At 62.6% G+C, this 24,046-nt stretch carries 31 protein-coding genes and 1 pseudogene; 14 read left to right on the top strand and 18 right to left on the bottom strand.

Features of this window, described 5'->3' with window-relative positions:
* The 3 genes and pseudogenes from AC0L3H_RS10685 to AC0L3H_RS10675 all read left to right on the top strand — a co-directional run.
* Positions 1–216: hypothetical protein (locus tag AC0L3H_RS10685; protein WP_473585406.1), on the top strand; the 216-nt coding region annotated here is incomplete at its 5' end.
* A gap of 98 nt (positions 217–314) precedes the next feature.
* Positions 315–473 (top strand): DUF3309 family protein, encoded by a 159-nt coding sequence (locus AC0L3H_RS10680; protein ID WP_091593346.1) that lies wholly within the window; start codon positions 315–317, stop codon positions 471–473.
* A 108-nt stretch (positions 474–581) separates the two neighbouring features.
* Positions 582–698: pseudogene (locus AC0L3H_RS10675) on the top strand (LysR family transcriptional regulator); the annotation flags it as partial.
* On the opposite strand, the gene AC0L3H_RS10670 reads toward AC0L3H_RS10675, so the two are convergent.
* The 3 genes from AC0L3H_RS10670 to AC0L3H_RS10660 form a co-directional block, all read right to left on the bottom strand.
* Positions 656–1,852, bottom strand: a complete 1,197-nt coding sequence (locus AC0L3H_RS10670) for an MFS transporter (protein WP_473585416.1) — start codon at positions 1,850–1,852, stop codon at positions 656–658. The pseudogene AC0L3H_RS10675 and the gene AC0L3H_RS10670 overlap by 43 nt on opposite strands.
* A gap of 194 nt (positions 1,853–2,046) precedes the next feature.
* Positions 2,047–2,355: a DUF1244 domain-containing protein gene (locus AC0L3H_RS10665; protein ID WP_473585405.1), complete on the bottom strand. Its 309-nt coding sequence runs from the start codon at positions 2,353–2,355 to the stop codon at positions 2,047–2,049.
* Positions 2,356–2,380: 25 nt separating this feature from the next.
* On the bottom strand, positions 2,381–3,178 hold the full coding sequence (locus AC0L3H_RS10660; protein WP_473585404.1) for an N-formylglutamate amidohydrolase: 798 nt from the start codon (positions 3,176–3,178) through the stop codon (positions 2,381–2,383).
* Positions 3,179–3,424: 246 nt separating this feature from the next.
* On the opposite strand from AC0L3H_RS10660, the gene AC0L3H_RS10655 reads away from it, so the two are divergent.
* Both AC0L3H_RS10655 and pyk read left to right on the top strand, forming a co-directional pair.
* On the top strand, positions 3,425–3,913 hold the full coding sequence (locus AC0L3H_RS10655) for a DUF1036 domain-containing protein (RefSeq protein ID WP_023797022.1): 489 nt from the start codon (positions 3,425–3,427) through the stop codon (positions 3,911–3,913).
* Positions 3,910–5,346 carry a pyruvate kinase gene (pyk, locus tag AC0L3H_RS10650; protein ID WP_023797023.1) on the top strand — a complete coding sequence of 479 codons (1,437 nt, stop codon included), beginning with the start codon at positions 3,910–3,912 and terminating at the stop codon, positions 5,344–5,346. Before AC0L3H_RS10655 ends, pyk begins: the two co-directional genes overlap by 4 nt.
* Positions 5,347–5,379: 33 nt before the next feature.
* Here pyk and AC0L3H_RS10645 read toward each other — a convergent pair whose 3' ends face one another.
* The 11 genes from AC0L3H_RS10645 to AC0L3H_RS10595 all read right to left on the bottom strand — a co-directional run bounded on the left by AC0L3H_RS10645 (position 5,380) and on the right by AC0L3H_RS10595 (position 14,203).
* On the bottom strand, positions 5,380–6,447 hold the full coding sequence (locus tag AC0L3H_RS10645) for an alpha/beta fold hydrolase (protein ID WP_473585403.1): 1,068 nt from the start codon (positions 6,445–6,447) through the stop codon (positions 5,380–5,382).
* Positions 6,448–6,528: 81 nt separating this feature from the next.
* Positions 6,529–7,113, bottom strand: coding sequence for a tetratricopeptide repeat protein (locus AC0L3H_RS10640; RefSeq protein WP_473585402.1), 585 nt, complete (start codon positions 7,111–7,113; stop codon positions 6,529–6,531).
* Between the two features lie 219 nt (positions 7,114–7,332).
* Entirely contained in the window at positions 7,333–7,458 is a 126-nt protein-coding gene (ykgO, locus tag AC0L3H_RS10635; protein ID WP_006327841.1) for a type B 50S ribosomal protein L36, read from the bottom strand.
* A gap of 281 nt (positions 7,459–7,739) precedes the next feature.
* On the bottom strand, positions 7,740–8,816 hold the full coding sequence (locus AC0L3H_RS10630; protein ID WP_091593330.1) for a 5-(carboxyamino)imidazole ribonucleotide synthase: 1,077 nt from the start codon (positions 8,814–8,816) through the stop codon (positions 7,740–7,742).
* Positions 8,813–9,310, bottom strand: a complete 498-nt coding sequence (gene purE, locus AC0L3H_RS10625; protein ID WP_091593328.1) for a 5-(carboxyamino)imidazole ribonucleotide mutase — start codon at positions 9,308–9,310, stop codon at positions 8,813–8,815. The genes AC0L3H_RS10630 and purE overlap by 4 nt, the downstream gene beginning before the upstream one ends.
* A gap of 104 nt (positions 9,311–9,414) precedes the next feature.
* Positions 9,415–10,620, bottom strand: coding sequence for an aminotransferase class V-fold PLP-dependent enzyme (locus AC0L3H_RS10620; RefSeq protein WP_473585401.1), 1,206 nt, complete (start codon positions 10,618–10,620; stop codon positions 9,415–9,417).
* 24 nt (positions 10,621–10,644) lie between these two features.
* A complete protein-coding gene (locus AC0L3H_RS10615; protein ID WP_128245992.1) occupies positions 10,645–11,106 on the bottom strand; it encodes a RidA family protein in 462 nt (153 codons plus the stop codon).
* A gap of 34 nt (positions 11,107–11,140) precedes the next feature.
* Positions 11,141–11,935 carry an amino acid ABC transporter ATP-binding protein gene (locus AC0L3H_RS10610; protein WP_031254069.1) on the bottom strand — a complete coding sequence of 265 codons (795 nt, stop codon included), beginning with the start codon at positions 11,933–11,935 and terminating at the stop codon, positions 11,141–11,143.
* 4 nt (positions 11,936–11,939) lie between these two features.
* A complete protein-coding gene (locus AC0L3H_RS10605) occupies positions 11,940–12,590 on the bottom strand; it encodes an amino acid ABC transporter permease (protein ID WP_077380470.1) in 651 nt (216 codons plus the stop codon).
* A 1-nt stretch (position 12,591) separates the two neighbouring features.
* Complete coding sequence (locus tag AC0L3H_RS10600) at positions 12,592–13,257, bottom strand: amino acid ABC transporter permease (RefSeq protein WP_023797032.1); 666 nt, start codon at positions 13,255–13,257, stop codon at positions 12,592–12,594.
* 70 nt (positions 13,258–13,327) lie between these two features.
* On the bottom strand, positions 13,328–14,203 hold the full coding sequence (locus AC0L3H_RS10595; RefSeq protein ID WP_473585400.1) for a transporter substrate-binding domain-containing protein: 876 nt from the start codon (positions 14,201–14,203) through the stop codon (positions 13,328–13,330).
* Positions 14,204–14,326: 123 nt separating this feature from the next.
* Here AC0L3H_RS10595 and AC0L3H_RS10590 point away from each other — a divergent pair, with 123 nt between their 5' ends.
* Positions 14,327–15,130, top strand: coding sequence for an IclR family transcriptional regulator (locus tag AC0L3H_RS10590; RefSeq protein WP_473585399.1), 804 nt, complete (start codon positions 14,327–14,329; stop codon positions 15,128–15,130).
* 33 nt (positions 15,131–15,163) lie between these two features.
* Here AC0L3H_RS10590 and AC0L3H_RS10585 read toward each other — a convergent pair whose 3' ends face one another.
* On the bottom strand, positions 15,164–15,367 hold the full coding sequence (locus AC0L3H_RS10585; RefSeq protein WP_023797035.1) for a YdcH family protein: 204 nt from the start codon (positions 15,365–15,367) through the stop codon (positions 15,164–15,166).
* A gap of 240 nt (positions 15,368–15,607) precedes the next feature.
* On the opposite strand from AC0L3H_RS10585, the gene AC0L3H_RS10580 reads away from it, so the two are divergent.
* From AC0L3H_RS10580 to AC0L3H_RS10560, 5 genes are all read left to right on the top strand, one after another.
* A complete protein-coding gene (locus AC0L3H_RS10580; RefSeq protein WP_023797036.1) occupies positions 15,608–15,793 on the top strand; it encodes a YdcH family protein in 186 nt (61 codons plus the stop codon).
* A 375-nt stretch (positions 15,794–16,168) separates the two neighbouring features.
* Positions 16,169–17,422 (top strand): flavodoxin-dependent (E)-4-hydroxy-3-methylbut-2-enyl-diphosphate synthase, encoded by a 1,254-nt coding sequence (gene ispG / locus AC0L3H_RS10575; protein ID WP_473585398.1) that lies wholly within the window; start codon positions 16,169–16,171, stop codon positions 17,420–17,422.
* A 4-nt stretch (positions 17,423–17,426) separates the two neighbouring features.
* Positions 17,427–18,299 carry a lytic transglycosylase domain-containing protein gene (locus AC0L3H_RS10570; protein WP_473515501.1) on the top strand — a complete coding sequence of 291 codons (873 nt, stop codon included), beginning with the start codon at positions 17,427–17,429 and terminating at the stop codon, positions 18,297–18,299.
* A gap of 90 nt (positions 18,300–18,389) precedes the next feature.
* Positions 18,390–19,127 carry a class I SAM-dependent methyltransferase gene (locus AC0L3H_RS10565; protein WP_473585397.1) on the top strand — a complete coding sequence of 246 codons (738 nt, stop codon included), beginning with the start codon at positions 18,390–18,392 and terminating at the stop codon, positions 19,125–19,127.
* 293 nt (positions 19,128–19,420) lie between these two features.
* Positions 19,421–20,311 (top strand): LysR family transcriptional regulator, encoded by an 891-nt coding sequence (locus tag AC0L3H_RS10560; RefSeq protein WP_036262160.1) that lies wholly within the window; start codon positions 19,421–19,423, stop codon positions 20,309–20,311.
* Positions 20,312–20,336: 25 nt separating this feature from the next.
* On the opposite strand, the gene AC0L3H_RS10555 is transcribed toward AC0L3H_RS10560, so the two are convergent.
* Positions 20,337–21,254, bottom strand: coding sequence for a polyprenyl synthetase family protein (locus AC0L3H_RS10555; protein WP_473585396.1), 918 nt, complete (start codon positions 21,252–21,254; stop codon positions 20,337–20,339).
* 79 nt (positions 21,255–21,333) lie between these two features.
* On the opposite strand from AC0L3H_RS10555, the gene AC0L3H_RS10550 reads away from it, so the two are divergent.
* The 3 genes from AC0L3H_RS10550 to AC0L3H_RS10540 all read left to right on the top strand — a co-directional run bounded on the left by AC0L3H_RS10550 (position 21,334) and on the right by AC0L3H_RS10540 (position 23,069).
* Positions 21,334–22,104 (top strand): biosynthetic peptidoglycan transglycosylase, encoded by a 771-nt coding sequence (locus AC0L3H_RS10550; RefSeq protein WP_473585395.1) that lies wholly within the window; start codon positions 21,334–21,336, stop codon positions 22,102–22,104.
* Between the two features lie 137 nt (positions 22,105–22,241).
* Complete coding sequence (gene rpmF, locus AC0L3H_RS10545; protein WP_006203806.1) at positions 22,242–22,424, top strand: 50S ribosomal protein L32; 183 nt, start codon at positions 22,242–22,244, stop codon at positions 22,422–22,424.
* 243 nt (positions 22,425–22,667) lie between these two features.
* Positions 22,668–23,069: a hypothetical protein gene (locus tag AC0L3H_RS10540; RefSeq protein WP_473494675.1), complete on the top strand. Its 402-nt coding sequence runs from the start codon at positions 22,668–22,670 to the stop codon at positions 23,067–23,069.
* Between the two features lie 120 nt (positions 23,070–23,189).
* On the opposite strand, the gene AC0L3H_RS10535 is transcribed toward AC0L3H_RS10540, so the two are convergent.
* Both AC0L3H_RS10535 and AC0L3H_RS10530 read right to left on the bottom strand, forming a co-directional pair.
* Positions 23,190–23,423, bottom strand: coding sequence for a hypothetical protein (locus tag AC0L3H_RS10535; protein ID WP_473585394.1), 234 nt, complete (start codon positions 23,421–23,423; stop codon positions 23,190–23,192).
* Positions 23,424–23,502: 79 nt separating this feature from the next.
* Entirely contained in the window at positions 23,503–24,030 is a 528-nt protein-coding gene (locus tag AC0L3H_RS10530) for a winged helix-turn-helix transcriptional regulator (protein WP_091593309.1), read from the bottom strand.
* Positions 24,031–24,046: the final 16 nt, after the last annotated feature.

The following is a 24,046-nucleotide window of genomic DNA, read 5'->3' as shown; positions in this document are numbered from 1 at the left end:
GCGATCGTCTTCGGCCTGTCCTTCGCCACCTTGCTGACTCTGGTGGTGACACCGTCGATGCTGATGGTGTTCACGCGCAGCAAGAACAGCCGCTTCTATGCATTCTTCCGTCGGGTGTTCCGGCGCGGGACGCCAGCCGATGCGACAATGGAGACCTCCGCAGGGCCGGGCTTGCTCGACGAGCCGGCGATCGACTTCCCGAAGGCCGCCGAATAGGTCGCTCCCTTCAGCCCAGGTAGAAAAGGCCGCCGGGAACAACCCAGCGGCCTTTTGCATTGTCCTGTCATGGAATGCCTCAAAGCGGGGAGTTTCTCATGACGCTCAGCACCATTCTCATCATCATTCTGATCCTCATTCTGATCGGCGCGGTGCCGGCATGGCCTCATTCGCGTTCCTGGGGTTATGGTCCCTCCGGCATCGTCGGCGTCATCCTGATCGTGCTGCTGGTGTTGCTGCTGATGGGCAGGATTTGACCCGGAGATTGGTGCGGACGAAAGCTACAGCGCTGCGCGTCCTTTTGGACTCACAGCGCTGTAGCATTTGATCTTTGGCATGGTTCTTTGCGATCGCGACAACTCTCGGCCATGCACCGCGACGTGCGCACCAGCGTACGCATCCGCCGTGTCGCGGATTTCCTCTATGAGGAGTTGAAGCGCTATTCGGCCGGGGCCGCGTCAGGCGCGAATTCGGCGCGGTGAGCGAGCCCGGCCATCAAGAATACGACGACCAGCAGTCCCGACAAAGCGACGAAGATCGGACCGAAGCTTGAATGCTCGGCGACGAAGCCGATTGCCGACGGCGCCACCAGAATGCCGGAATAGCCCATTGTGGTGACGACGCTCATGCCGGTGCCGGACGACATGCCTTCCTGGTTGCCGCCGGCCGAAAACAGGATCGGCACCATATTGGCGATGCCGAAGCCGCAAAAGGCAAAAGCTGAGATGGCGAGCCAGGGCGAGGGCGCCAGTCCGGCCACCAGCATGCCGGCGGCGGCGACAAGCGCCGACACGCGCAGTGTCGTCACGGCACCGAAACGGTTACGGACCCCGTCGCCAACGAAGCGCATGACGGCCATGACTCCGGAGAAAGCGGCGTAGGCCAAACCAGCTACGGCGAGGTCGGTGCCGAGTTCCTGTTGCAGGTAAAGCGCTGCCCAGTCGAGCACCGCACCCTCGGAGATCATCGTCATCAGCGCCATCAGCCCGACCAGATAGACCAGCGGATTTCCAGGCAGCGCGAATTTGCGATGCCCGATTACCCCCGAGGACGCTTGGGGCGGCTTGTCCTCGGCAATCAGGTAGCGGACTGCCACTGAAATCACGGCGAAAGCGAGCGCCGTCACCACCGTCGCATGGGCGAGATGACCGTAATTCTGGATGGCGAGGCCACCGAGAGCGCCGCCGGCGAAACCGCCAAGGCTCCAGAAGCCGTGCGAGGACGACATGATGGCCCGGGACAAGCGCCGTTCCACCGTGACCGCATTGGCGTTCATGGCGACATCCATGCCGCCGATCGAACCGCCAAAGATGAACATGGCGATGGCCGCCAGCGGCACGTTTGGAGCCAGCGCCACAACCAGCAGGCCGAAGCTGCCGATGAGACCGAACCAGCGCAGCACGCTGCGCGACCCATGCCTGGAGATCAGGTGGCCGCACCAGGTCATCGCTGTGACCGCGCCGGCGCCGAACAGCAGGATCAGCAGGCCAAGCGTGAACTTGCTGATATCCAGCCGGGTCAGCACCACCGGGATCTGCGGCGCCCAGGCACCGGTCAGAAAGCCATTGGCCAGGAAGATGGCCGCCACGGCCCATCGTCCACGAATGGCGGCCTGCATGCGGTTTAGCGTGTCCATCATGTAGAATCCGGTCCGAAAATGGCTTCGCGTGGCAAATTAGATCGATTCAATTTGCAGTCAAGCACTCGTTCTTGAAAAGTGCTTGGGCCAAACGGCTCGCTTGAACCCAGGTTGATGAAGCCGATCTGGTCGGGCTTTGTTCGACCACGATCTTATCCAAAAACCGGTTTCCACTTTTCGGGATCGTGGTCTCAGTGATCCCTGGGGCGTCTTGCCTCGAACTCGGCCTTCTTGGCATTGGAGGCGTCGGCCTGGTTGAGCGCCTGCCATTCGGCATAGGGCATGCCGTAGATGATCTCGCGCGACTGGTCCTTGCTGAGATCGACACCCTCGGCCTCCGCGGCATCGCGATACCAGTTGGAGAGGCAGTTGCGGCAGAAGCCGGCGAGGTTCATCAGGTCGATGTTCTGTACGTCCGTGCGTTCGCGCAGATGCGCGACCAGTCGGCGGAAGGCGGCGGCTTCGAAATCGCGTTTCTGCTCGTCGCTGAATTCGGTCATGTGTTCTTGGCCTCCTTGGGCCTCCTTAGAGCGGCCCGGTGCGCGAGCCGAATCGTTTGACCCGATGTATATCGGGACGGCGATTGATCGCGTCAACGATCGGCGCCAGCCGTTCGGCCCAGGCGACCGCATCCTGCCGATCGGCGATCAGGTCCTGACGGATTTCGATCAGCGCATGGGCGAAGCCGTTGATGATGGCATGCCTGAACATGGTGTCGCCGCGCAGCGCGCCGTCATAGGGCTCATTGTCGCCGACGATAAGGCTTTTGTCCTTCGCAAGCATGTCGATCAGCGGTCGCGCCACCCGGTCGTCGCGATCCCACAAGATGCCAACATGCCAAGGGCGCACGAACCCTTGCATGAACGGGGTGAAGGAATGCACCGAAAGGATGAAGGGGGCGCTTGCGCAAGCCTGCGCCACCGAGGCGATCATGGCGCCGACCGCATCGTGATAGGGTCGATAGAAGCGGTCGAGCCGCCTTTCACGTTCTTTCAAGGTAAGTGGATAATTCCCCGAAATGACGGTGCCGTCATAGAGTTGGCGGATCAATGTCGGATCGTCTTCGCCGCGATTGGGATCGATCAGAAGCCGCGAAAAATTGGCGAGTACCGCCGGCACGCCGAGCAAAGCGGCCAGTTCGCGCGTCACCGTCTCGACACCGATGTCGTAAGCGATGTGGCGGTCGAATTCCGCCGCCGGCAGGCCGAAGCTGCCATACTCTTCCGGCAGGTCGCGACGGGCGTGATCGGCCAGGAGCACGATGCCTCGCTTGCGATCGCCTTCGACGACGTCGAAAGGCGCGAAAACTGTGGATCGGGTCATCGGCGGGAAATGGTCTGTTCGCTGGCTTCGGGGGAGGATGGTATCCTCATTCCACGAAGGGGACGATTACGCAATGTCGTCGTTTGGCCACGGTTTCTGCGGAAATCTGGCAGAAGGCGACTGACCGTGCGCTAGAGGCCTTTCTAAATCGATTGGAATTGAGCAAAAGGGCGCGTTGACATGCGCCCGGACTTTTCCGAAAAGGGGCGTTGAGAGATGCAAATGTGGTTCTTGAGAGGATTCAGGATGGGTTCCGCCGGCAGGCCGCGTGTGCGCTATGCCTTCGCCATGCCGTTCCTGACCTTCGCTGTGGGCCTCGCCGCGATGGTTGCTGCCTCGCCGGCGCGCGCCGATTTCCGTGTCTGCAACGCCACGCAGAACCTGGTCGGCGTCGGCATCGGCTATCGCGCCAAGGCCGGCTGGATCACCGAAGGCTGGTGGCACATCGAGGGTTCGAGCTGCAAGACGCTGATCGAGGGCCCGCTGTCATCAAGATTTTACTATCTTTATGCAGAAGACGCCGAGCGCGGCGGGCGCTGGGATGGTCCGATCAACATGTGCGTGGCCGAAAAAGAGTTCAAGATCGCCGGCGTTAGCGATTGCGTCGCCCGGGGCTTCCAGCGCGCCGGATTCCAGGAATATGACACGGGCGAGCAGGCAAGCTGGATGGTCCAGCTGACCGATGACCCCGCAACGGGGGGCGTTCCAGCCGCCCCGGGAACAAACAGTCAATGAGACGCAGCCGCAAGGTCAAGATACTCGCCACCATCGGTCCGGCCTCCTCCTCCGAGGACATGCTGAAGAAGCTTTTCGAAGCCGGCGCCGACGTGTTTCGCATCAATATGAGCCACACCGATCATGAATTGATGCGCACACTTGTCGGTCGCATTCGCACCGTCGAGAAAGCGGTCGGCCGGCCGATCGGCATTCTCGCCGACCTGCAGGGACCCAAGCTTCGGGTCGGCAAGTTTGCTAACGGCAAGGAGACGCTGACACTCGGCCAGACCTTCACGCTCGACGACAATCCCGAGCCCGGCAACTCGACCAGGGTTTATCTGCCCCATCCGGAAATCCTGAGATCGGTCGAGGCCGGTCACCGTCTTTTGATCGACGACGGCAAGCTCGAGCTGAAGGCGGTGGAGAGCGACGGACAGGCGATCGTCTGCACCGTCGTCGCCGGCACCAGCATCTCCGACAAGAAGGGCGTCAGCCTGCCCGACACCGACCTGCCGGTCGGCGCGCTGACCGAAAAGGACCGCAGCGATCTCGATGCTGTGCTGGCCACTGGCGTCGACTGGGTGGCGCTGTCGTTCGTGCAGCGGCCGGAGGATCTGGCGGAAGCGCGCAAGATCGCGCGCGGCCGGGCGCTGATCATGGCCAAGATCGAAAAGCCGCAAGCCGTCGCCAGGCTGGCCGAGATCATCGAACTTTCGGACGCACTGATGGTTGCCCGCGGCGATCTCGGCGTCGAAATGCCGCTCGAAGCCGTGCCCGGCATCCAGAAGCAGATCACCCGCGCCGCGCGCCGCGCCGGCAAGCCGGTGGTGATCGCCACGCAGATGCTGGAATCGATGATCACCGCGCCGGTGCCGACCCGCGCCGAGGTGTCGGACGTCTCGATCGCCGTGTTCGAAGGCGCCGACGCCATCATGCTCTCGGCCGAATCCGCGGCCGGCGCCTACCCGGTCGAGGCGGTGGCGATGATGAACCGCATCGCCAGCAAGGTCGAAACCGACCCGACCTATGCCGGCATCATCAATGCGCAGCGCTCGGAGCCGGAAGCGACCGGCGCCGACGCCATTTCGCTTGCCGCCCGCGAAATCGCCGAGACGCTGAAACTGTCGGCGATCATCAGCTATACGGCGTCCGGCACAACCGGCCTGCGCGCCGCGCGCGAGCGGCCGCAGGTGCCGATCGTCGCGCTTTCGCCGATCGTCAACACGGCGCGGCGGCTGTCGCTTTTGTGGGGCACGCATTGCGTCGTCTCGCCCGACGCCATCGACCTAGACGACATGGTCGACCGCGCCTGCCGCATCGCTTTGGACGAGGGGTTCGGCAAGCCCGGCGACCGGGTCATCATCACCGCTGGCGTGCCGTTGAGGACGCCCGGCTCCACCAACATGCTGCGCATCGCCTATGTCGGATCGGACGTGCAGGCCCGCCGCTAGGCTTGGCCGTCGCTTCGAATGATTTCGGTTGCTCTAAATTGGCGCGAGTTCGGCTTCCGGGGCTTTGATGTCGGCGCATTTGCCGGCACCGTAGGTGTCGCCGGCAATCCTGATTTCCACGGCCTTCGCCATTGCCTGGAGGTCCACGTCCCTGCCGGCGACCTTTTCGATCGCGCCGACAACGAGATCGGGTGCTATCCAGTCTGGCTTGTGGCCGAGATTGCGGACCCAGACCAGTTCGGCCCCGGCGATATCGCGGACGAGGCCGACCGAATGGATCGTTGCATAGACCACCTTGTCGCGGTCGCCCGAGATGACCACAGTCGGCGCCCTGATATCGCGGTAGTGCGGTGCGGCATCGAGCGTGTAGCGATAAAGCCCGGCGACATCGGTGGCGTTGGCACGAAAGGCGTTCGGCCGAAGCACCAGCGGGATCGCGACCTCGGCGACATAGAAGTCCGGCACCTTATTGGGGGCAAAGACGCAGGCGGTGGCGGCATTCATCTGCAGCCTTCCCGACGGATAGGTCAGCGTTTCGGAAAAAAGCCGGCCGACGATCGGAATGGTCGTCAAATTGTAGTACCAGGCGGTCGCGCCGCCCGGCCAGGGATGGGTGGCAGGCGCCATGAACACTAGGCCGAGCGTCTTGTCGGGATGCTCGCGGCCGAAGGCGGTGGTCACCGAGCCGCCGAAGGAATGGCCGGCGATGATGGCTTTCCTGATGCCGAGATGGTCCATCAGCGCTGCGATGGTGCTGGCCTGTGCCGATGGGGTCTCGTTGTTGCCGGGGCCGCGCGCCGACCAGCCTGCACCCGGGCGGTCGAAGAACAGCATCTCGGCACGGCCTTCCAGCAAGGGCCTCAACGGCAGCATCTGATCCCTGAGATTGGCGCTGGCGCCGTGGATAAAGACGATCGGCGGCAGTGAGGCGTTTTCCCCGGCCGGAATGTGAACGTAGTGGATGCGGGCACCGTTTATATCCGCGAAGTCGCCGATCGGCGGATTGCGGCGCTCGATCAGCCATGAACCGGCGCGGGTGACACCTGCAAGGGTGAACACAAGCGCCAGGAGGAAGGCGAGCGCGGCGTAGATCGGGTTCATGGAGAGAGGTACGGACCGGAGCGAAATTAGTTCACAGTCTAGCTAAAAAGACTTTCACTCAAGTGGATTTGTCCGCCAACCTCATATCCCTTCGCCGGCAAGTTCTTCGGAAAGCGTGCCGACCTGATCCTGGGCACTACGCATCATCGGATAGATGCTGAGCACGCGCTGCCAGGCTTCCAGCGCCGACTGCTTGTGGCCGGTTACCGCCATGATCTGCGCCAGGCCGGACAGCGCGCCAAAATGGCGCGGCTCGAGCTGCAGCGTGCGGTCGATGTCCGCCATCGATTTCCCAAAGTTATTCATCATGAAATGTACGGTGGCGCGCCGGTTCCAGCCTTCGGCATAGGCCGGTTGCAACGTCACCACCTGGTCGAGGAAGTCGAGCGCCACGTCGAACTTCTTGTCTTCGGCCGCCTTTTGCGACCATTGCATCATCAGGTCGATCGAGGCGCTGCCGGATTGCGACCACTCGTGCGAGATGCGCGCCGCGATGCGCTCGGCGGCTTTTTCATTGCGCTCGCGCTTCAGGTCGACAAACAGCTGGTCGAGCCTTTCCTCCCTGGTCGCGGCAACCGGAGGGGTGACCGGGTCTTCCGCCTGAGCCGGAAGCGGGGCGACACCGAAAAGAAAAAGCGCCGCGAAGAATGCAAAATGAATCCGCATGACCGGAATCTAACCCCGGACAGCGGATCGTCAAACTGAATTTAGCGTGAAAGGGCCGGCAGGCCGGTATTAGAGCGCCACGCGTCCTTTTGGACGCGTAAAGGACGCTCCAGCATTTTGAATTCCTCGCATCGTGTTTTCCGAAAATCGATTCCGATTTTTGGGTCGATGCGGTACATCATGCAGGCGCTGAGGCAGGCGCCCCCAACGCGAAAAAACTCAGCCCTGGCGCGCCTTGTAGCGCGGAGCGGTCTTGTTGATGATGTACACACGGCCCTTGCGGCGAACCAGCTGGTTGTCGCGGTGACGCGCCTTGAGCGCCTTGAGCGAATTCTTGATCTTCATGGTCTTGCCCGTCGGTCTGGGCCCGCTTGGGCCGAATTATTAAGGCGCGCTCGGAAAGCGCGCCTCTCAACTTGTGCGTGGCTCATAAACGAGGAGCCTTGCCCGTGTCAACCAAGCATGTGGCGGAGTTTGAGTTTCTGCCCTATCGACGGCATTAATGCATGTCGCATAAAAGTGCGCAGCGGTTTTGCGATAACGACATGCCTAAAACAACAACCTAAAGCGCGTCGCGTGAGGCCGGTCAAATGCGACGCGCTTTAGAGCGGTGCCGTCCTATAGCCTCAACGGTAGCGGCTCATTCGCGTAAAATGGCCCATCTTGCGGCCGGGGCGTGCCTCGGCCTTGCCGTAGAGATGCAGCATCAGATCGGGCTCGGCGAGCAGGGCCGGGATGCGCAGGATATCGTCGCCGACCAGGTTTTCCATGACGCAGTCAAAATGGCGGCCGGGATTTCCCAGCGGCAGGCCGGCGACGGCGCGAATGTGCTGCTCAAACTGCGAGACGATGCAGGCGGCCTCCGTCCAGTGGCCGGAATTGTGAACGCGCGGCGCGATCTCATTGGCCAGCAGCGCGCCGTCGGCAAGGACAAAGAACTCGATGCCGATGACACCGACATAGTCGAGCGCGGCAAGTATTTCTGCTGCCGCCGCCTGCGCTGCAGCGGCGGTTTCGGACCCTATCCTGGCCGGCAGGGTCGAGCTGTGCAGGATGCCGCTGCGGTGGACGTTTTCTGCCGGATCGTAGGCGGCGAGCGAACCGTCCATGCCGCGCGCCGCGATCACCGAAATCTCGCGTTCGAAGGCGACGAAGGATTCGAGGATCAGCGGCACGTTGCCCATCGCCTCGCAGGTGCCGGCAAAGCCCCCCGTTTCCATATTGCGGAAGACGCGCTGGCCCTTGCCGTCATAGCCCATGCGTCGCGTCTTCAATATGCCGCTGCCGTTGAACTTTTTCAGCGCCGCCGTCAATTCGTCGTCATTGTCGACGGGGCAGAAATCCGCGGTGGGAATGCCGATGCCGTTGAGGAATTTCTTCTCCGCCACCCGGTCCTGCGCTACTTCCAGCGCGCGCGCCGGCGGGTAGACCGGGACCGTGATGGCAAGCGCGCTGGCGGCCATGACCGGAACGTTCTCGAACTCGTAGGTGACGACGGCGCTGACTGCAGCCAGTTCGGCGAGCGCGGCCGTGTCGTCATAAGCGGCAGTGATCTGCCGGTTGGCGACCTGTGCCGCCGGACAATCCGGCTGCGGCTCCAGCACGACCGTACGGTAGCCGAGGCGCGCCGCGGCCATCGCCAGCATGCGGCCGAGCTGGCCGCCGCCGATGATGCCGATGGTCGATCCGGCGGCCAGGCTCATGGCGTGTCCGTGGGCTCGGCGGCGACCTTGGCGGTCTGGGCGGCGCGCCAGGCATCGAGCCGGGCGGCGAGCTTTTCGTCGGTCAGCGCCAGCACGGCCGCAGCCAGAAGGGCGGCATTGGTGGCGCCCGCCTTGCCGATGGCCAGCGTGCCGACCGGAATGCCGGCCGGCATCTGCACGATGGAGAGCAGCGAATCCTGCCCGGAAAGCGCCTTCGATTCCACCGGCACGCCAAAAACCGGGAGCGGCGTCATCGCCGCCGTCATGCCGGGCAGGTGTGCCGCACCGCCGGCGCCGGCGATGATCACCCGAAAGCCGGCCGCCTTGGCACCCTTGGCGAAGTCATAGAGCCGGTCGGGGGTGCGATGGGCCGACACGATCAGCCGCTTGTGCGGGATGCCCAGTGCCTCCAACGTTTCGGCGGCGTGGCGCATCGTCGCCCAGTCGGACTGGCTGCCCATGATGATGGCGACGTCGGCGCGTTGATCGTCCAAGCTTCTGCTCCCGGCGGCAAAGGCGCGCCTTAGCGGAATTCGGGTTCGACGGCAAGGATGTGCTGCCTCTGCGCAAGCGTTCTGGCGTGAGGCGCCATCATTACCTAATCCGGCCAGCGCAAGGCGCCGGCGCTATCCTTGCGGGCCGACTTCATCGCATCCGCCGGACGCTCGGCCACGCTCAACACGGCCCGCAGGCGTTCGGCGACGATTTCCGCCTCGCCGGGATGGAGATTGCACGGGTCGAGAAAGAAGTGACCGCGCTCGACCTCGTGGTTGCGCACGATAATGGGAGGCGAAACGGCCGCCAGCGCCGAGGCAAGGCCGGCGGCGGTGAATCTGCTTTCGGGCGCAACAAACACCTGCAGGCGGTCGAGCGGATTGCCGGTCGGATCGGGAATGACATGCGCGGCGATGCCGGGCAGGCCCAGCAATGCGTCCTTCCACAGATCGAGCGCCGCTTCTTCCCGCTTGCGGATGCCGGCATGATCGCGCCGCTCCCAGGCCTCCAGTGCGGCCATGGTGCCGGCGATGCTTTCCTTGCCGACCTTCATCGCCCGCGCAACGCCACGGTTCTGCAGATAGGCGGCGCGCACGAGATCCTTGCGCCCGGTGACGATGCCGCTTGTCGGTCCCGAGAGAAATTTGTGTCCGCTGTAGACGACGATGTCGGCGCCGCGTGCGAGAAAGCCGCACAAATCGTATTCAGAGGCGGCGTCGACGATCACCGGGACGCCCTTGGCGTGGCAGATCTCGCAGAACTCCTCGAGCGAGAGCATGCCGTATTGCACCGTGTGATGGGCAACGACATAGAGGCCTGCCGCGGTGCGGTCGCGGATCGCCTCGCGCACATGATAATCCTGAGTCACGCTGACCGTACCGGCCGGTACGGTCCTTGCCCCGGCCAGCCGGATCGACTGGTCGATCGGCGCGCCGTAATTGACGATGTGACCGATTTGGACGATGACCTCCGACTTGAGGCCCTCGGTGTCGTCCGGCAGCCGCTCGATCGCCAGAAGGTTGGTGCCGGTCATCGTGCCGGCAATCGCCATGGTGATGCCGCTGGCGCAGCACGCCGTGATGAAGCCGGCCTCGCCGCCGGTGAGGCGCGCGACAACCGTGCTTGCAGCGCGCTGCAGATCGTCCATCTCCACCCACTGCGAGGCGATTTCCGACATGGCGGCGATCGCTTCCGGGACGATGATCGATGCGCCGAGCGCCGTCATCGTGCCGGAGACATTGATGATCGGGCGAAGGCCGAGCCGTTCGCGGATTGTCGTGTTGGAGCCGTTTGCGGAATAGGTTTTCATCTCTGGAGGTCCCATTGGTAGACTTCAGGCGGCGATCTCGACGACCGCCTCGATTTCCACGGTGATGTTGCCCGGCAGGGAGCCGACACCAATCGCCGAACGGGCGTGCCCGCCGATACTATCAAAGACAGCGGCGAAAAGATCGGAACAGCCATTCACCACCTGCGGATGGTCGCTGAAGGTCGGGATCGCGTTGACGAAGCCAAGCAGCTTGACGACGCGCACGATACGGCCGAGGTCGCCTGCCGCAGCGTGCATGACGGCGAGCAGGTTCAGGCCGGTGAGACGGGCATGCTTATAGGCCTCTTCAACCGTGACGTCCTCGCCGACCTTGCCGGTGCAAAGCGTGCCGTCGGCGCGCAACGGGCCTTGGCCGGAGAGGAAGATCAGCCGTCCGCTTTCGGCATGGGTGACGAAGTTGGCGATCGGCGTCGGCGGCTCGGGCAGTGTCAGGCCCAATTCGGCGAGCCGGATGTAAGGCGTCATGAAAAGGCTCCTTGCGACAGCTTTCGCCGTCATGTCAGAAATGCGAGGCACGAAACCGCGCCAGGAAACTGCGGAGACGCTCATTGTCGATCTCCGCGCCCAGAATCTCGGCGGGCGGGCCTGCGGCGCTGACGCCGCCGTCTGCCATGAAGATGATGCGGCTCGAGGCATCGCGGGCAAAGGCCATCTCGTGCGTGACCATCACCATCGTCATGCCGTCCTCGGCCAGGCTGCGCACGACCTCGAGCACCTCGCCGACGAGTTCCGGGTCGAGCGCGGAGGTTATCTCGTCAAGGAGCAGGATTTTTGGCTCCATCGCCACCGCGCGGGCGATGCCGACACGCTGCTGCTGGCCGCCGGAAAGCTCGGCCGGCAGGCTGTCGGCCTTGTGGGCAAGTCCGACCCGGCCGAGCCAGTGCTCGGCAATGGCGCGGGCCTCGGTACTGCTCTTGCCGCGCACCTTGCGCAGGCCAAGCATGATGTTGCCGGCCGCCGTCAGATGCGGAAACAGATTGAAACTCTGGAACACCATCCCGGTTTCGGCCCGCATCTTCGCCAGGTCGCGCTCGCTGCGGCGCTGGCGTGTTCCCGTGTCGCGGAAGCCGACCTCCTTGCCGTCGATGCGGATGGAGCCGCTGTCGTAGCTCTCCAGGAAGTTGACGCAGCGCAGCAGCGTGGTCTTGCCGCTGCCGGAAGGCCCGATGACAGTCACCACCTCGCCGCGCGTCACCTGCAGGCTGACGGAGCGCAGGACCGCGACGGATCCGAAGGATTTGGAAACCTCGGAGACATCGAGTAGCGCCGGATTGGCGGGCGTGGCGATGGGCATCTTGCTATTCCCGGATGAAGGAGAAACGCCGCTCCAACCGTCGGCTGGCCAAGGAGAGCGCGTAATTGACGGCGAAGTAGATGACCGCGCCGAGGATGTAGAGCGGCATCGCTTCGTAGGTGCGGCCGATGACCTGGTTGATGGCGTGCATCAGGTCGGTGATGCCGAGCAGCGAGACCAGCGCGCTGCCCTTCACCGCATCGGTGACGCCATTGATCCATGGCGGCAGGAAACGCCTGAACGCTTGCGGGAAGATGACGTAGGCCAGTCGCTGGCGAAAGGTCAGCCCGATCGCCATCGCCGCTTCGGACTGCCCCTTCGGTATGGAACCGACCGCACCGCGAAGATACTCGATGACCTGCGCCGTCTTGAACAGGGTGAGCGCCAGCACGGCTGCCCAGAAGGATTCCAGATGGAGGCCGACGGCAGGCAGGCCGTAATAGACGAAGAAGATGAGCACCAGGATCGGAATGCCGCGAATGGTATCGCTGAAAATGCGCACTGCCCAGCGCAGCGGAGCCGGGCCATAGACAAGGCCGACGCCCATCATCACGCCGGCGACGAGCGACAACACCACGACCAGCAGCGACACCCATAGCGTCACGGCAAAACCCTGGGCCAGGAAGGGCAAGGCATAGGCGATCTGGCCAAGCATCCTAGTGCGCCGCCCTGAACCGGCGCTCGACAAGCCGAAGTGCAAAAAGAAGCGCGTAGCCGGTCAAGAGATACATCGCCGTCACCACAAGGTAGACCTCGACGATGCGGAAGGTGTTGAAGTTGATCCACTGGGCGCCGTAGGTGAGTTCGGGCACCGAAATGACCGACGCAACGGACGTGTCCTTGAACAGCGACAGGAACGTGTTGGAAAGCGCGGGCAGCGTTATGCGCAGCATCGTCGGCAGGCGCACATGGACCAGCCTTTGCCATGGCGTCAGGCCGATCGCCTTGCCGGCGTCGAGCTGTCCGCGCGGAACCGCTTCGAGCCCCGAGCGGAACACCTCGACCAGATAAGCGCCGCTATAGAGCGACAGCGTGGCGATGAACGAGGTCTGCGCGCTGTAGGCGATGTCGACCACCGTCGGCAGGCCGTAGAAGACGAGATAGACGAGCAGGATCAGCGGCACGTTGCGGATGAACTCGACATAGGCGGCGATGACGGTCCGCACCGCACGCCCGGCCGACACGTACCAGACCGCCAGAAGCAGTCCGATGAGGATGCCGATCGCGATGGAGATCACGGCCAGCTCGAGGCTGAGCAGCAGCCCGCCCCAAAGCTTGTCGAAATGCCGCCAGATCAGGTTGAAGTTCAGGGTATAGCCCATGTGTCCCTGTCATATCGAGGGCTGTCGACGATAAGCCGCGGAAGGGCGCGAGCCCTTCCGCCTGCTTGCATCAGATGACCGGGAAGCCGGGATGGCGCGCCGGCGGCTCCTGTCCAAAATAGTCCTTGAATGCAGCGTCGTAGAGCGCCGTCTCATGGCCGAACATGGCGGTGGTGAAGGTCGTGTTGACGAAGGTCAGCCAGTCGAGGTCGCCTTGCCGAAGTGCGGCGCCGTAAAGCATCGAAAACCAGCTCTTGCCGGCATCGAAGTATTTGTCCGGATTACGCGAGGCGAGCCAGCGAACCGTCGACAGATCGACGGCGGCGGCGTCGACGCGTTTCGATTCCAGTGCCTGCAGCACGTTGGCCTGCGTGTCTATCTGCATCACCTGCGACTCCGGCAGGACGATGTGCACATTTGCCTCGGCATCGACATTCTGCAGGATGGAAACCCGCGTCGCCGAACCGCCGGCAAGCAGCTTGTCGAAGGTCTTGTTTTCGGCGTTCGGAAGGGTCAGCAAGGCGATGCCTTCGACGTAATAGGGCCGGGAGAAGTGGATCAGCTGCGAGCGCTGGGCGGTCATGGTCATGAACTGGATCGAAATGTCGACCTTATTGGTGGTCACGTTCGGAATGCGCTGGGCCGGATCCTGCATGACGAACTCGACCTTGGTCGTATCGTCGAAAAGTCCCTTGGCAAGAATGCGCCCCATAGTGATGTCCATGCCGACCAGTTCGCCGGCATCGTTTTCAAAGTGCCAGGGCGCGTTGGTGCTGCCGGTGCCGACGATCACCTTGCCGCGATCGAGAACGGTGCGCAGCAGGCTGTCCGGTGCCGCCTGCGCCGCCGCCTTCTGAACATCGACTGTTGTCGCTGCGCCCACCACTCCGGCCGTTGCAAGCCCGGCCAGTTTCAGAAATTCACGTCTTTTGGATGTGTCGTTCACGGCGACCTCCTTTTCGTGTTGTGTTCCCCTTTGCCGATACATGCATCGGTCATCTGCTGGATTGTCTCTTACAAAAGACACATGTATCCTGTACGAGACAGATACTAACACCAGGAATCAGCAATGCAAGATGGCAATGGCTTGGCAGTTCGGCCGGACGCTGGTCCGGACGAAGACAGGATTGCGGGCTCCCGCGAGAAGGGTCTCAACCGCGTGCTCCATATCCTGGAGTTTCTCCATGCGAACCAGCGAGCGATCGGGATTGGCGATCTCGCCAAGGGAGTGAATGCGCCGCGCTCGACGATCTACACGCTTGTGCGCTCGCTCGTGGATGCGGGCCTGCTGGAAATGGCCGGCGACGGCAATCGCGTCTATTTCGGGAAGAAGCTTTATCTCTACGGAATGGACTATGTGCGCGGCAACGACCTGCTCAGGAGAGGGCGTCAGGAAGTCGACAATCTTTCGCGCGAGACAGGTGAGACCTCCGAATTGTGCATGCTGCAAAACGGCCGCTACACGATTGTCCATTCAAGCCCGGGCACCAGGCCGTTCCGGATCAGTTCGGCCACGGGTCTGCAGATACCGCTTCCCTGGACCGCTTCCGGGCGCCTGCTTCTCGCCGGTTTCGAACGGGCGGTGATCGAAAACATGGTGTCCGAAGACGATCTCGTCCTGCCGGATGGCCGCAGATTGCTGCTGGACGACTTCATAGAAGATATCGCTACGGCCGGGGCTGCCGGCTACTGTGTGACCTCCGGTCTTGTCGACGCCTACACAAAGTGCCTTGCCGCGCCGGTCTTTTCAGCTGCCGGCAAGGTCGAGGCGACGATATGCCTGGTGGTTCCCATCGACACTTCCGAGGAAAAGACCGGCGATCTCATCGCCCTGCTGCGCGAACGCGCCGCGAGGCTTTCGATCACGGGATGAGCAGGATTTGTCGCGACCGCAAGTGGGATTCGCTCACGCGATGATGTCGGGAATGATCCGGTCTTCCAGCGCCATCAGCCGGTCTTTCAGGAAGAGCTTTTTCTTCTTCATGCGCTGGATCTGCAGAGGGTCGCAGCCCATGGCGATCATCGCGTTGATCGCCGCGTCGAAATCGGCGTGTTCTTGCTTCAGCCGAGAATATTCGAGGCGGATATCGGCCTGTTCCTGTTCGGACATTATTTACCGTCTGCACGTCTGCGGCGCCCAAAAATGGGCCTGATTGGGCGAGGCCGGAGGTATCTTGCACCGGCGCGCAGCCAATACCACATTTCGTATTGTCGTGGAATGCTACCACGCAGCATTCGACATCGGTGCCCGATAGTGGCACACTGTCATTATGCCGTCACAGAAGCGAAATTGCGGTGGGACGCGCCTTGACGGCTGCAATCGAGGAAACCATGAAAGGGAGAACCAATCATGTCTCTTGCATCCCATCTTGATGAGCTGCAGCGGAAACACGGCGACATCGAACGCGAAATCGATGATGCGATGAACCATCCATCGGTCGACGACCTCGAAATCGTGAATCTCAAGCGGCGCAAGCTGGCGCTCAAGGACGAGATTGAGAAATTGAAGGCGAAACCGAAACCCACCACGCACTGACGCTCATCTACGGCGCTGCGCGTCCTTTGGACGCGCAAAGGGCGCTGTCGTGCTTCTGATTTTGGCGCATGATCCTTTCCGAAAATCCTTTCGGTTTCGGGGTCATGCGGGGACAGTGCGCGTTTTGCCCGACCATCTTCTCCGGTGGCAACCAATGCCGCCGGAGCGTTTTTCTGTTTGTCCGGCGGGTCGATTTGACAGGTTTGCCTGCCTGTCGCCATTGACAAGCCATCTTTGCTCCTCCACCTCATGCCGGGACCTTCTATAGCGCCGCGCCTCCTTTCGGACGCGCAATGGACGCTGTATTTTGATTTTTGCGCAGATTGTTTCCGGAAACCGATTCCGGAATTCGGCGCTAACAAAGGGCAGCCGGCCATGACCGGATATTTTTCTTCACCCTTCTCGCGCCGCACGTCTGTCGGTGTCGACGTCGGCGGCGTGATGGTCGGCGGAGGCGCCCCTGTCGTCGTTCAGTCGATGACCAACACCGACACCGCCGATGTCGACCAGACAGTCGCTCAAGTTGCCGCGCTGCATCGCGCCGGCTCCGAGATCGTGCGCATCACCGTCGACCGCGACGAGAGTGCCGCCGCCGTGCCTGCCATCCGCGAGCGGCTCGAACGGCTCGGCATCAATGTGCCGCTGGTCGGCGATTTCCACTATATCGGCCACAAGCTGCTCGCCGACCACCCGGCTTGCGCCGAGGCGCTGGCCAAATACCGCATCAATCCTGGCAATGTCGGCTTCAAGGACAAGAAGGACCGGCAGTTCGCGGCGATCGTCGAGATGGCGATCCGGTGCGACAAGCCGGTGCGCATCGGCGTCAATTGGGGGTCGCTCGACCAGGAGCTTTTGACCAGGCTGATGGATGACAACCAGCGCCAGGGCTTTCCGCTGACCGCGCAGGAGGTAACGCGCGAGGCGATCGTGCAGTCGGCGATCCTTTCGGCCGACATGGCCGAGGAGATCGGCCTTGGCCGCGAGAAGATCATCCTGTCGGCCAAGGTCAGCGGCGTGCAGGATCTGATCGCGGTCTACACCGAGCTTGCCACCCGCTCCAACCACGCGCTGCATCTCGGGCTCACAGAGGCCGGCATGGGTTCGAAAGGCATCGTCGCCTCATCCGCGGCAATGGGCATTCTTCTCCAGCAAGGCATCGGCGACACGATCCGCATCTCGCTGACGCCGGAGCCGAACGGCGACCGCACCCGCGAGGTGCAAGTGTCGCAGGAACTCCTGCAGACCATGGGGTTCCGGCAGTTCGTACCGATCGTCGCCGCCTGCCCCGGTTGCGGCCGCACCACCTCTACCGTGTTCCAGGAACTCGCGCAGGACATCCAGGCGGATCTGCGCAAGAACATGCCGGTGTGGCGTGAAAAATATCCCGGCGTCGAAAACCTCAAAGTCGCGGTGATGGGCTGCATCGTCAACGGTCCAGGTGAATCCAAACATGCCGATATCGGCATTTCGCTGCCCGGCACCGGCGAGACGCCGACGGCGCCGGTATTCGTCGACGGCAGGAAGGCGGCGACGCTGCGCGGCCCTTCGATCGCCGCCGACTTCGAGAAAATGGTCGCCGACTATATCGAGCAGCGGTTTGGGCAACCTGGCAAGGCTGCGGCGGAGTAGGTCGATGCGGCGCTTCCCCTGGGCGACGCCGATTTTGCTTGGTGGATTGGTTTTGCTTGGTGGGCTGGGCTGGGCGACAGCCGTCCACGCCGATCCGCCGCGTCCCGCCAAGCAGCGGCTGCTCGACCGGGTTTGCAATCTGATCGAGGCGCATGCCGATCAAAACGGCCTGCCCAAGGATTTCTTTGCCCGGCTGATCTGGAAGGAAAGCCGCTTCGATCCCAATGCGGTCAGTCCGGTCGGCGCCGAAGGCATTGCCCAGTTCATGCCGGGCACCGCCAAGATACGCGGTCTCGCCAATTCTTTCGATATCGAGCAGGCCATCCCGGCCTCGGCAAAATATCTCGCCGAGATGAAAACCGGCTTTGGCAATCTGGGCCTGGCCGCCGCCGCTTACAATGCCGGCGAAAGCCGGGTGTCGCGCTGGCTGAGTTCCGGCGGCTTCCTGCCGATGGAGACCGAAAACTACGTCCTGGACATCATGGGCGAGCCGGCCGACAGGTTCACCGACACCGCCTATGCCGGCAGCATCCAGCCGCTCGACAAGAAAGCGAGCTTCGCGGTCGCCTGTCGCAGGCTGCCGGTCATCAAGTCCCAAACCGTGGCCATGGCGTCGATCAACGTCAAGCCGTGGGGCGTGCAGGTGGCCGGCAATTTCCGCCGCGCCGCGGCGCTCAATCAATGGACTGGTGTGAAGCGCCGGTTTCCGGCCTTGCTTAAGGGCCATGATCCGGTGGTCAGCCGGGTGCGCTCGCCGATCGGCAGGCGCGGGATCTATGCTGTCCGCATCGGCGCCGACTCCAAAGCCAAGGCCGACAACATCTGCCGGAAACTGCAAAGCGTCGGCGGTGCATGCATTGTGGTGCGGAATCGGTGATGGGTGCCGACTGATTTTCCCGACAAACCACCGAAGCTGCGCTTTTATTCCACGAATTCTGCTGGTCCACCGCTTCAGCTATAGGCTTACATGAACGACCGTCTCTACAGCGATCCCAATCTCGTCCAGTTCTACGATATCGAGAACGAAGGCGGCGTGGATTTCGATTATTGCGTCGGCTTCGCCAAAGATGCCGGCTCGGTTCTCGATCTCGGCTGCGGCACAGGGCAACTGGCTGCCGCGCTCGCCGATCGGCGCAGCGTGACCGGCGTCGATCCCGCGCCGGCGATGCTCGATATCGCGCGCCGCAGGGCCGGCGGGCAGAGGGTCGACTGGGTCGAGGCCGATGCGCGCAACGTCCGGCTCGGACGACGCTTCGATCTGGTGCTTTTGACCGGGCACGCCTTCCAGGTGTTCCTCACGCCAGAAGATCGACAGGCGGTGCTTGCCACGATCGCCGCTCATCTGGCGCCCGATGGACGCTTCATCTTCGACACGCGAAATCCAGTCGCGCAGGAATGGCTCGAGTGGACGCCGCAACGGTCGCAACGCGAACTCAGTCATCCCGAATTGGGCACGGTAAGAGCGTGGAACGATTTTCGCCGCGATCCCGTTACCGGTGTCGTCACTTACTCGACCCATTACGAAATACCCGGCAGCGGACGGGTGCTCAGCGCCGAATCGAAAATCGCCTTCCCGACAAAGGAAAGCCTTGCGCAGATGCTGGATCGGGCCGGGCTGGTCGTCGAAGAATGGCTCGGCAACTGGCGTGGCGAGCCATACGCTCCAACATCGCCAGAAATCATTCCGATCGGCCGGCTGCGCTAGCCCGGACGTTGCTTCGCCTTGAGCGTTTTCCCATTCCTTGACGTGACCGATTGAGCGTACGGATAAGCCAAAGACACCACCGCCCAATTGCGGCGCTGCGCTGACGACGTGCCCACTGATGCACGTCGTGAGCATCTCGCAGGTTTACGTGTTCTGAACTCATGGCACCTCCTCGCCAGCATTTTGCATGCTGAAGAGGAAAACATATTATGGTTCGCATCTGCTGATAATCGGTGATAGTTTCCGTTCATCTGTGACGAATTGGAATAGATATCATCGACCGGCAAGAGACGATGGGTGTGTACCTGGCAGTTGTCGAGGAAGGCGACTTCTCGGCAGCGGCACGCCGGCTGCGGATGACACCTTCGGCCGTCAGCAAAATCATCGGTCGGCTTGAGTCCCGCCTTGGCGTGCGCTTGCTGCAGCGCTCGACGCGGCGCATCAGCTTGACGGCGGAAGGCAGCACCTATGCCGAAAGCGCTCGCCGCATCCTGAACGACATCAAAGAGGCTGAAATCGCGGTTCAACCCGGAGCAGAACCGCGCGGCCGGCTGCGCGTCAGTCTTCCGAGCGCCTTCGGCCATCGCTTGATCGTGCCGATGTTGCCAGCCTTCATCGATCGCTACCCGGCCGTCGAGCTCGAGCTGATGTTCACAGATGCGATTGTCGACCTGTTGGCTGAGGAAACCGACGTCGCCGTGCGCGTTGCCGCACACAGCGATTCGAGGCTGGTGGTGCGGCGGCTGGCGCCCAATCGCCGTGTCATTTGCGCATCACCTCGATATCTCGAAAGACATGGCATGCCGACAACGCCAGACGACCTTCAAGGTCATGTCTGTCTTGGCGTCACAGCACGCGGTGGTCTCAATATCTGGGAGTTCGATGGCCCGGACGGTCTGCAAAGCATGCGTATCCGCAGCCCGATAGAGGCCAACAGCACCGAAGCGCTACGCCGGCTTGCGCTCGCCGGTATAGGCATAATCCGCATGTCGGAGATATTGGTCGGGCCGGATATCAAGGCAGGCAGACTGACCGCGCTGCTCACCGGATACAATCATCCTGACGGAGCGCCAATCTGCGCTGTCTATCCGCCTGGCCGAATTCTGTCGCCGCGCGTGCGCGTGTTCGTGGATTTCCTGGCCGAACAGTTCGCCAACCCTCCTTGGCTACACGGCGCGCCATAGGACGGGAGTACAGCTTGGAACAGCGTCAGCTGTTGCGGGCCGCTACGAATTCCGCTGCCTGCTTCAGAAGCACGGCGTCTTCGCCATAGGGACAAAGCAAGGCGTGGGCCTGGTCGACGAGGCCTTGAAGCTGGTCCCGCGCCCAATTGGCGCCGTGCAGCGCCACCAGCGTCGCCTTGCCGGCGGCTGCATCCTTGCCTGTCGCCTTGCCCATCTGGCGCGCATCCGCCGTCAGATCGAGCAGGTCGTCGGCAAGTTGAAAGGCAAGCCCGATCGCCGAACCGAATTCCGCCAGTCTTTCACGGTCGGCCGCCGGCGCGCCGGCAACAATTGCGCCCGCCTCGCAGGCGAAGCGGATCAACGCGCCGGTCTTCATCGCCTGAAGCCGGATGATGCCGGCTTCCTCCGGCCGGTTACGCTCGGCTTCGAGATCGAGCATCTGGCCGCCGACCATGCCGCCAGCTCCGGCGGCGCGGGCCAGCGCCAGCACCAGCGCCGCCCGCCGTTCGGCCGGCAGCATTGTCGCTTCGTCGGCAATGATGTCGAAGGCGAGCGCCAGCAAGGCGTCGCCGGCGAGGATGGCGGTCGCCTCGTCGAAGGCCTTGTGAACGGTCGGCTGGCCTCGGCGCAGATCGTCGTCGTCCATGGCCGGCAGATCGTCATGGATCAGCGAATAGCAATGCACGCATTCGAGCGCCGCCGCCACGCGCAGCGCCGCCTCGCCGTCGGCGGAAAACAGCGCGGCGCTTTCCATGACCAGGAACGGGCGCAGGCGCTTGCCGCCATTCAGCACGCCGTGGCGCATCGCCTCCATCAGACGCTGCGGCCGCGCGATCTCGCCTGAAAGCGGGCGGTCGTCGAGCAACCGCCTGAGCAGCGCCTCGACCGGCCCTGTGCGTGCGAGAAGCGCTGCCTCGAACGGTATTTGATCGTCTTTCGCCATGCCGGGGACGGGTAGCCGACACTCAGACGTTGCGCAAGAAGCCAAGCGCCATTATGCCGGGGGCAGGGAGCAGCATGGATTGAGCGGCTTGGCGGAACCGATCGTCGATCACGAAACCGAAGGGCTGGACATGGTGAGGCCGAAACGCGGCAATCGCATCGGTCTCAAACGCTGGCCTCGGCACTGGGTCCGGCGCGGTATCACCATGGCCGTGGTGCTGGCGCTGATGCCGCTGGTGTTGACCTTTCTGTACCTGCCGCCGTTCGTGCATCCGGTATCGACATTGATGCTGAAGGATCTGGCGACGTTTTCCGGCTATGACCGGCGCTGGGTCTCGATCGACGATGTGGCGCCGGCGTTGGCGCATTCGGTCATCATGTCGGAGGACGGGCAGTTCTGTTTCCATCGCGGCATCGACCTTGGCGAGTTGAGGGGCGTCGTCGACGACGCGCTGGCCGGCGAGATGACGCGCGGCGCCTCGACCATCACCATGCAGAGCGTCAAGAACCTCTATCTGTGGTCGCGGCCGCTGGGCTCGGTGCGGAAAGTCGTCGAGCTGCCGCTGGCTGTCTATGTCGACATGGTGATGTCGAAACGGCGCATCATGGAAATCTATCTCAATATCGCCGAATGGGGGCCGGGCATCTATGGCATCGAGGCCGCCGCCCAGCATCATTTCGGGGTTTCGGCAAAACGATTGTCGCGTCGCCAGGCGGCGCTGCTTGCCGTCACCCTGCCGAACCCGATCGCCCGCAACCCGGCGAAGCCCGGGCCGGGGCTGAGACGGCTGGCCTCACTGATCGAGCGGCGCGCCGGTCGGTCCGGCGCCTATGTCGGCTGTCTGCGATAGCTTAAAAAAATTCGCGACGGCGCTGGCCAAAACGGCGCAGGGCGTGTATAGGCACCCGACTTTCTCAGATTCCGGCCCTGACGCGGCCCTTTCACGAGGGCAGCCGGGGCATTTTGACCATGTAGTGGAGCATATCCATGGCCGTACCGAAACGAAAAACCTCCCCGTCGAAGCGCGGCATGCGCCGCTCGGCCGATGCGCTGAAGGCCCCGACCTATGTCGAGGACAAGAATTCCGGCGAGATGCGCCGCCCGCACCATATCGACCTGAAGACCGGCATGTATCGCGGTCGCCAGGTTCTGGAGCCGAAGGAAAGCTGAGAACGCTTTCGACGGTTTGGGACTATCGAAGGACCGGCCATCGCGCCGGTCTTTCTGCGTTTTGCGCAGATGATCGCCCCTCGAATTGTTGTCAAATACGCCAGCAACCGTACCGGATGCAGCCGTACCGGCTGGTACTGTTATTACGCACGGTCTTTGTCCGTGTTCGCGGTCGCGTGCGAAAATTCTTGACGGCGAACGCCGAGCGCATACTAGAGAAGGCTGTCCAACCGGAGCCTTCTAATGTTCGGTGCCATCCCGCTGCTGATCGTACCCTTCGTCCTCTATAATCTTGGGCTTCTGGGCATATTCGGCGGCGGAGACGATCCCTGGGCAATCCAAATTTTTTCGATCCGCATGATGTCGGGCGGAGTGTTCTCGATGACGCTCGGCGATCTGATCGTGCTGATCGGGCTGCTTCTCTTCTTCGTCGAAATCTTGAAATCGACGCGCACGACGAGCGCCTCGATCATGGACCACCTGTTGTCGACCTTCGTCTTCGTGGCGTTCCTGGTCGAGTTCCTGCTGGTGAAGGGCGCGGCGCACTCGGTTTTCTTCATTTTGATGGTCATCGCACTGGTCGATGTCCTGGCCGGCTTCTCAGTATCGATGCGAGCAGCCAGCCGCGACATAACCATGAGCTAATGCATGTCGCGCAAAGCATGCCTCGGGCTTGAACGAGGGTGCGCAGCGGTTTTGCTGTAACGACATGCATAAAGGCGGTGAAGCAGCCGCCTCGTGCCGACGGCAGGACACGCCGGACCGCTATTTTTTCTTGGCGCGTGTCGGCTTCTTCAAGGGAGCAGCCGGCGCATTGGCGAGGTCTTCCGCTTCCTTGGCAAGGCGGAGCGCCCTCAGCTTGTTGGTCTTTATCTGGCGGGCATCGCTCTCGGCGACATATTCCGCCATCGCCTTCTGACGAACCGTAGCTGCCTCTTCCTGCTTCTTGAAACGCAAATCGGCCCGCGCGCGGGCAGTATCCTTAGAGTTCTCAACCAAGGGCTTTTCCAATCCCGTAAATTATAGCTTTCAACGGCTTTAATAGCAGAGCCGCCCTGCGATGGGGGAAATAAGTTGGTCAGGCGCCGGCATCGCACCCGGCGCCCGCCGCCTTTCGGGCGACAACCGCCTCGTATCCGGCCTGCAACGTCGCACGCACGGTGGCATCCGGCGGCGTGTCGGAAGGCGTGCCCAGATGTTCGTGGCGCAGTTCGTCCATGAACTTTTCCCACATCGGCGGGCCGCCCTTTTCCAGAAGCTCGGCGCGGATCGAGAGCTCCTCGCTGACCGGCAGCCAGACGCGACCCCAGGCGCCGAGATGCGCCAGGATCGGCACCAGCGTTATCGCCATTTCGGTCAGGCTGTAGATCGCCTTCTGCTTGTGGGTGGGATCGTCGGCCCTGGTCAGCATGCCGAGTTCCATCAGCCGCTTCAGCCGATCGGCGAGGATGTTGGAAGCGATGCGTTCCAATGACCCGTTGAGCAGGTCGCGAAAGTGGCGTTTGCCGCCGAAAATCATGTCGCGGAGGATGATCAGGCTCCACCGGTCGCCGAACACTTCAAGCGACAGGTTGATCGGGCACCCAGACCGATGATCGATGCTCATGCGAATCTCCGATAGA

This window comes from Mesorhizobium sp. WSM4816 (assembly GCF_055811535.1).
This window is presented reverse-complemented; position numbering and strand designations above follow the sequence as displayed.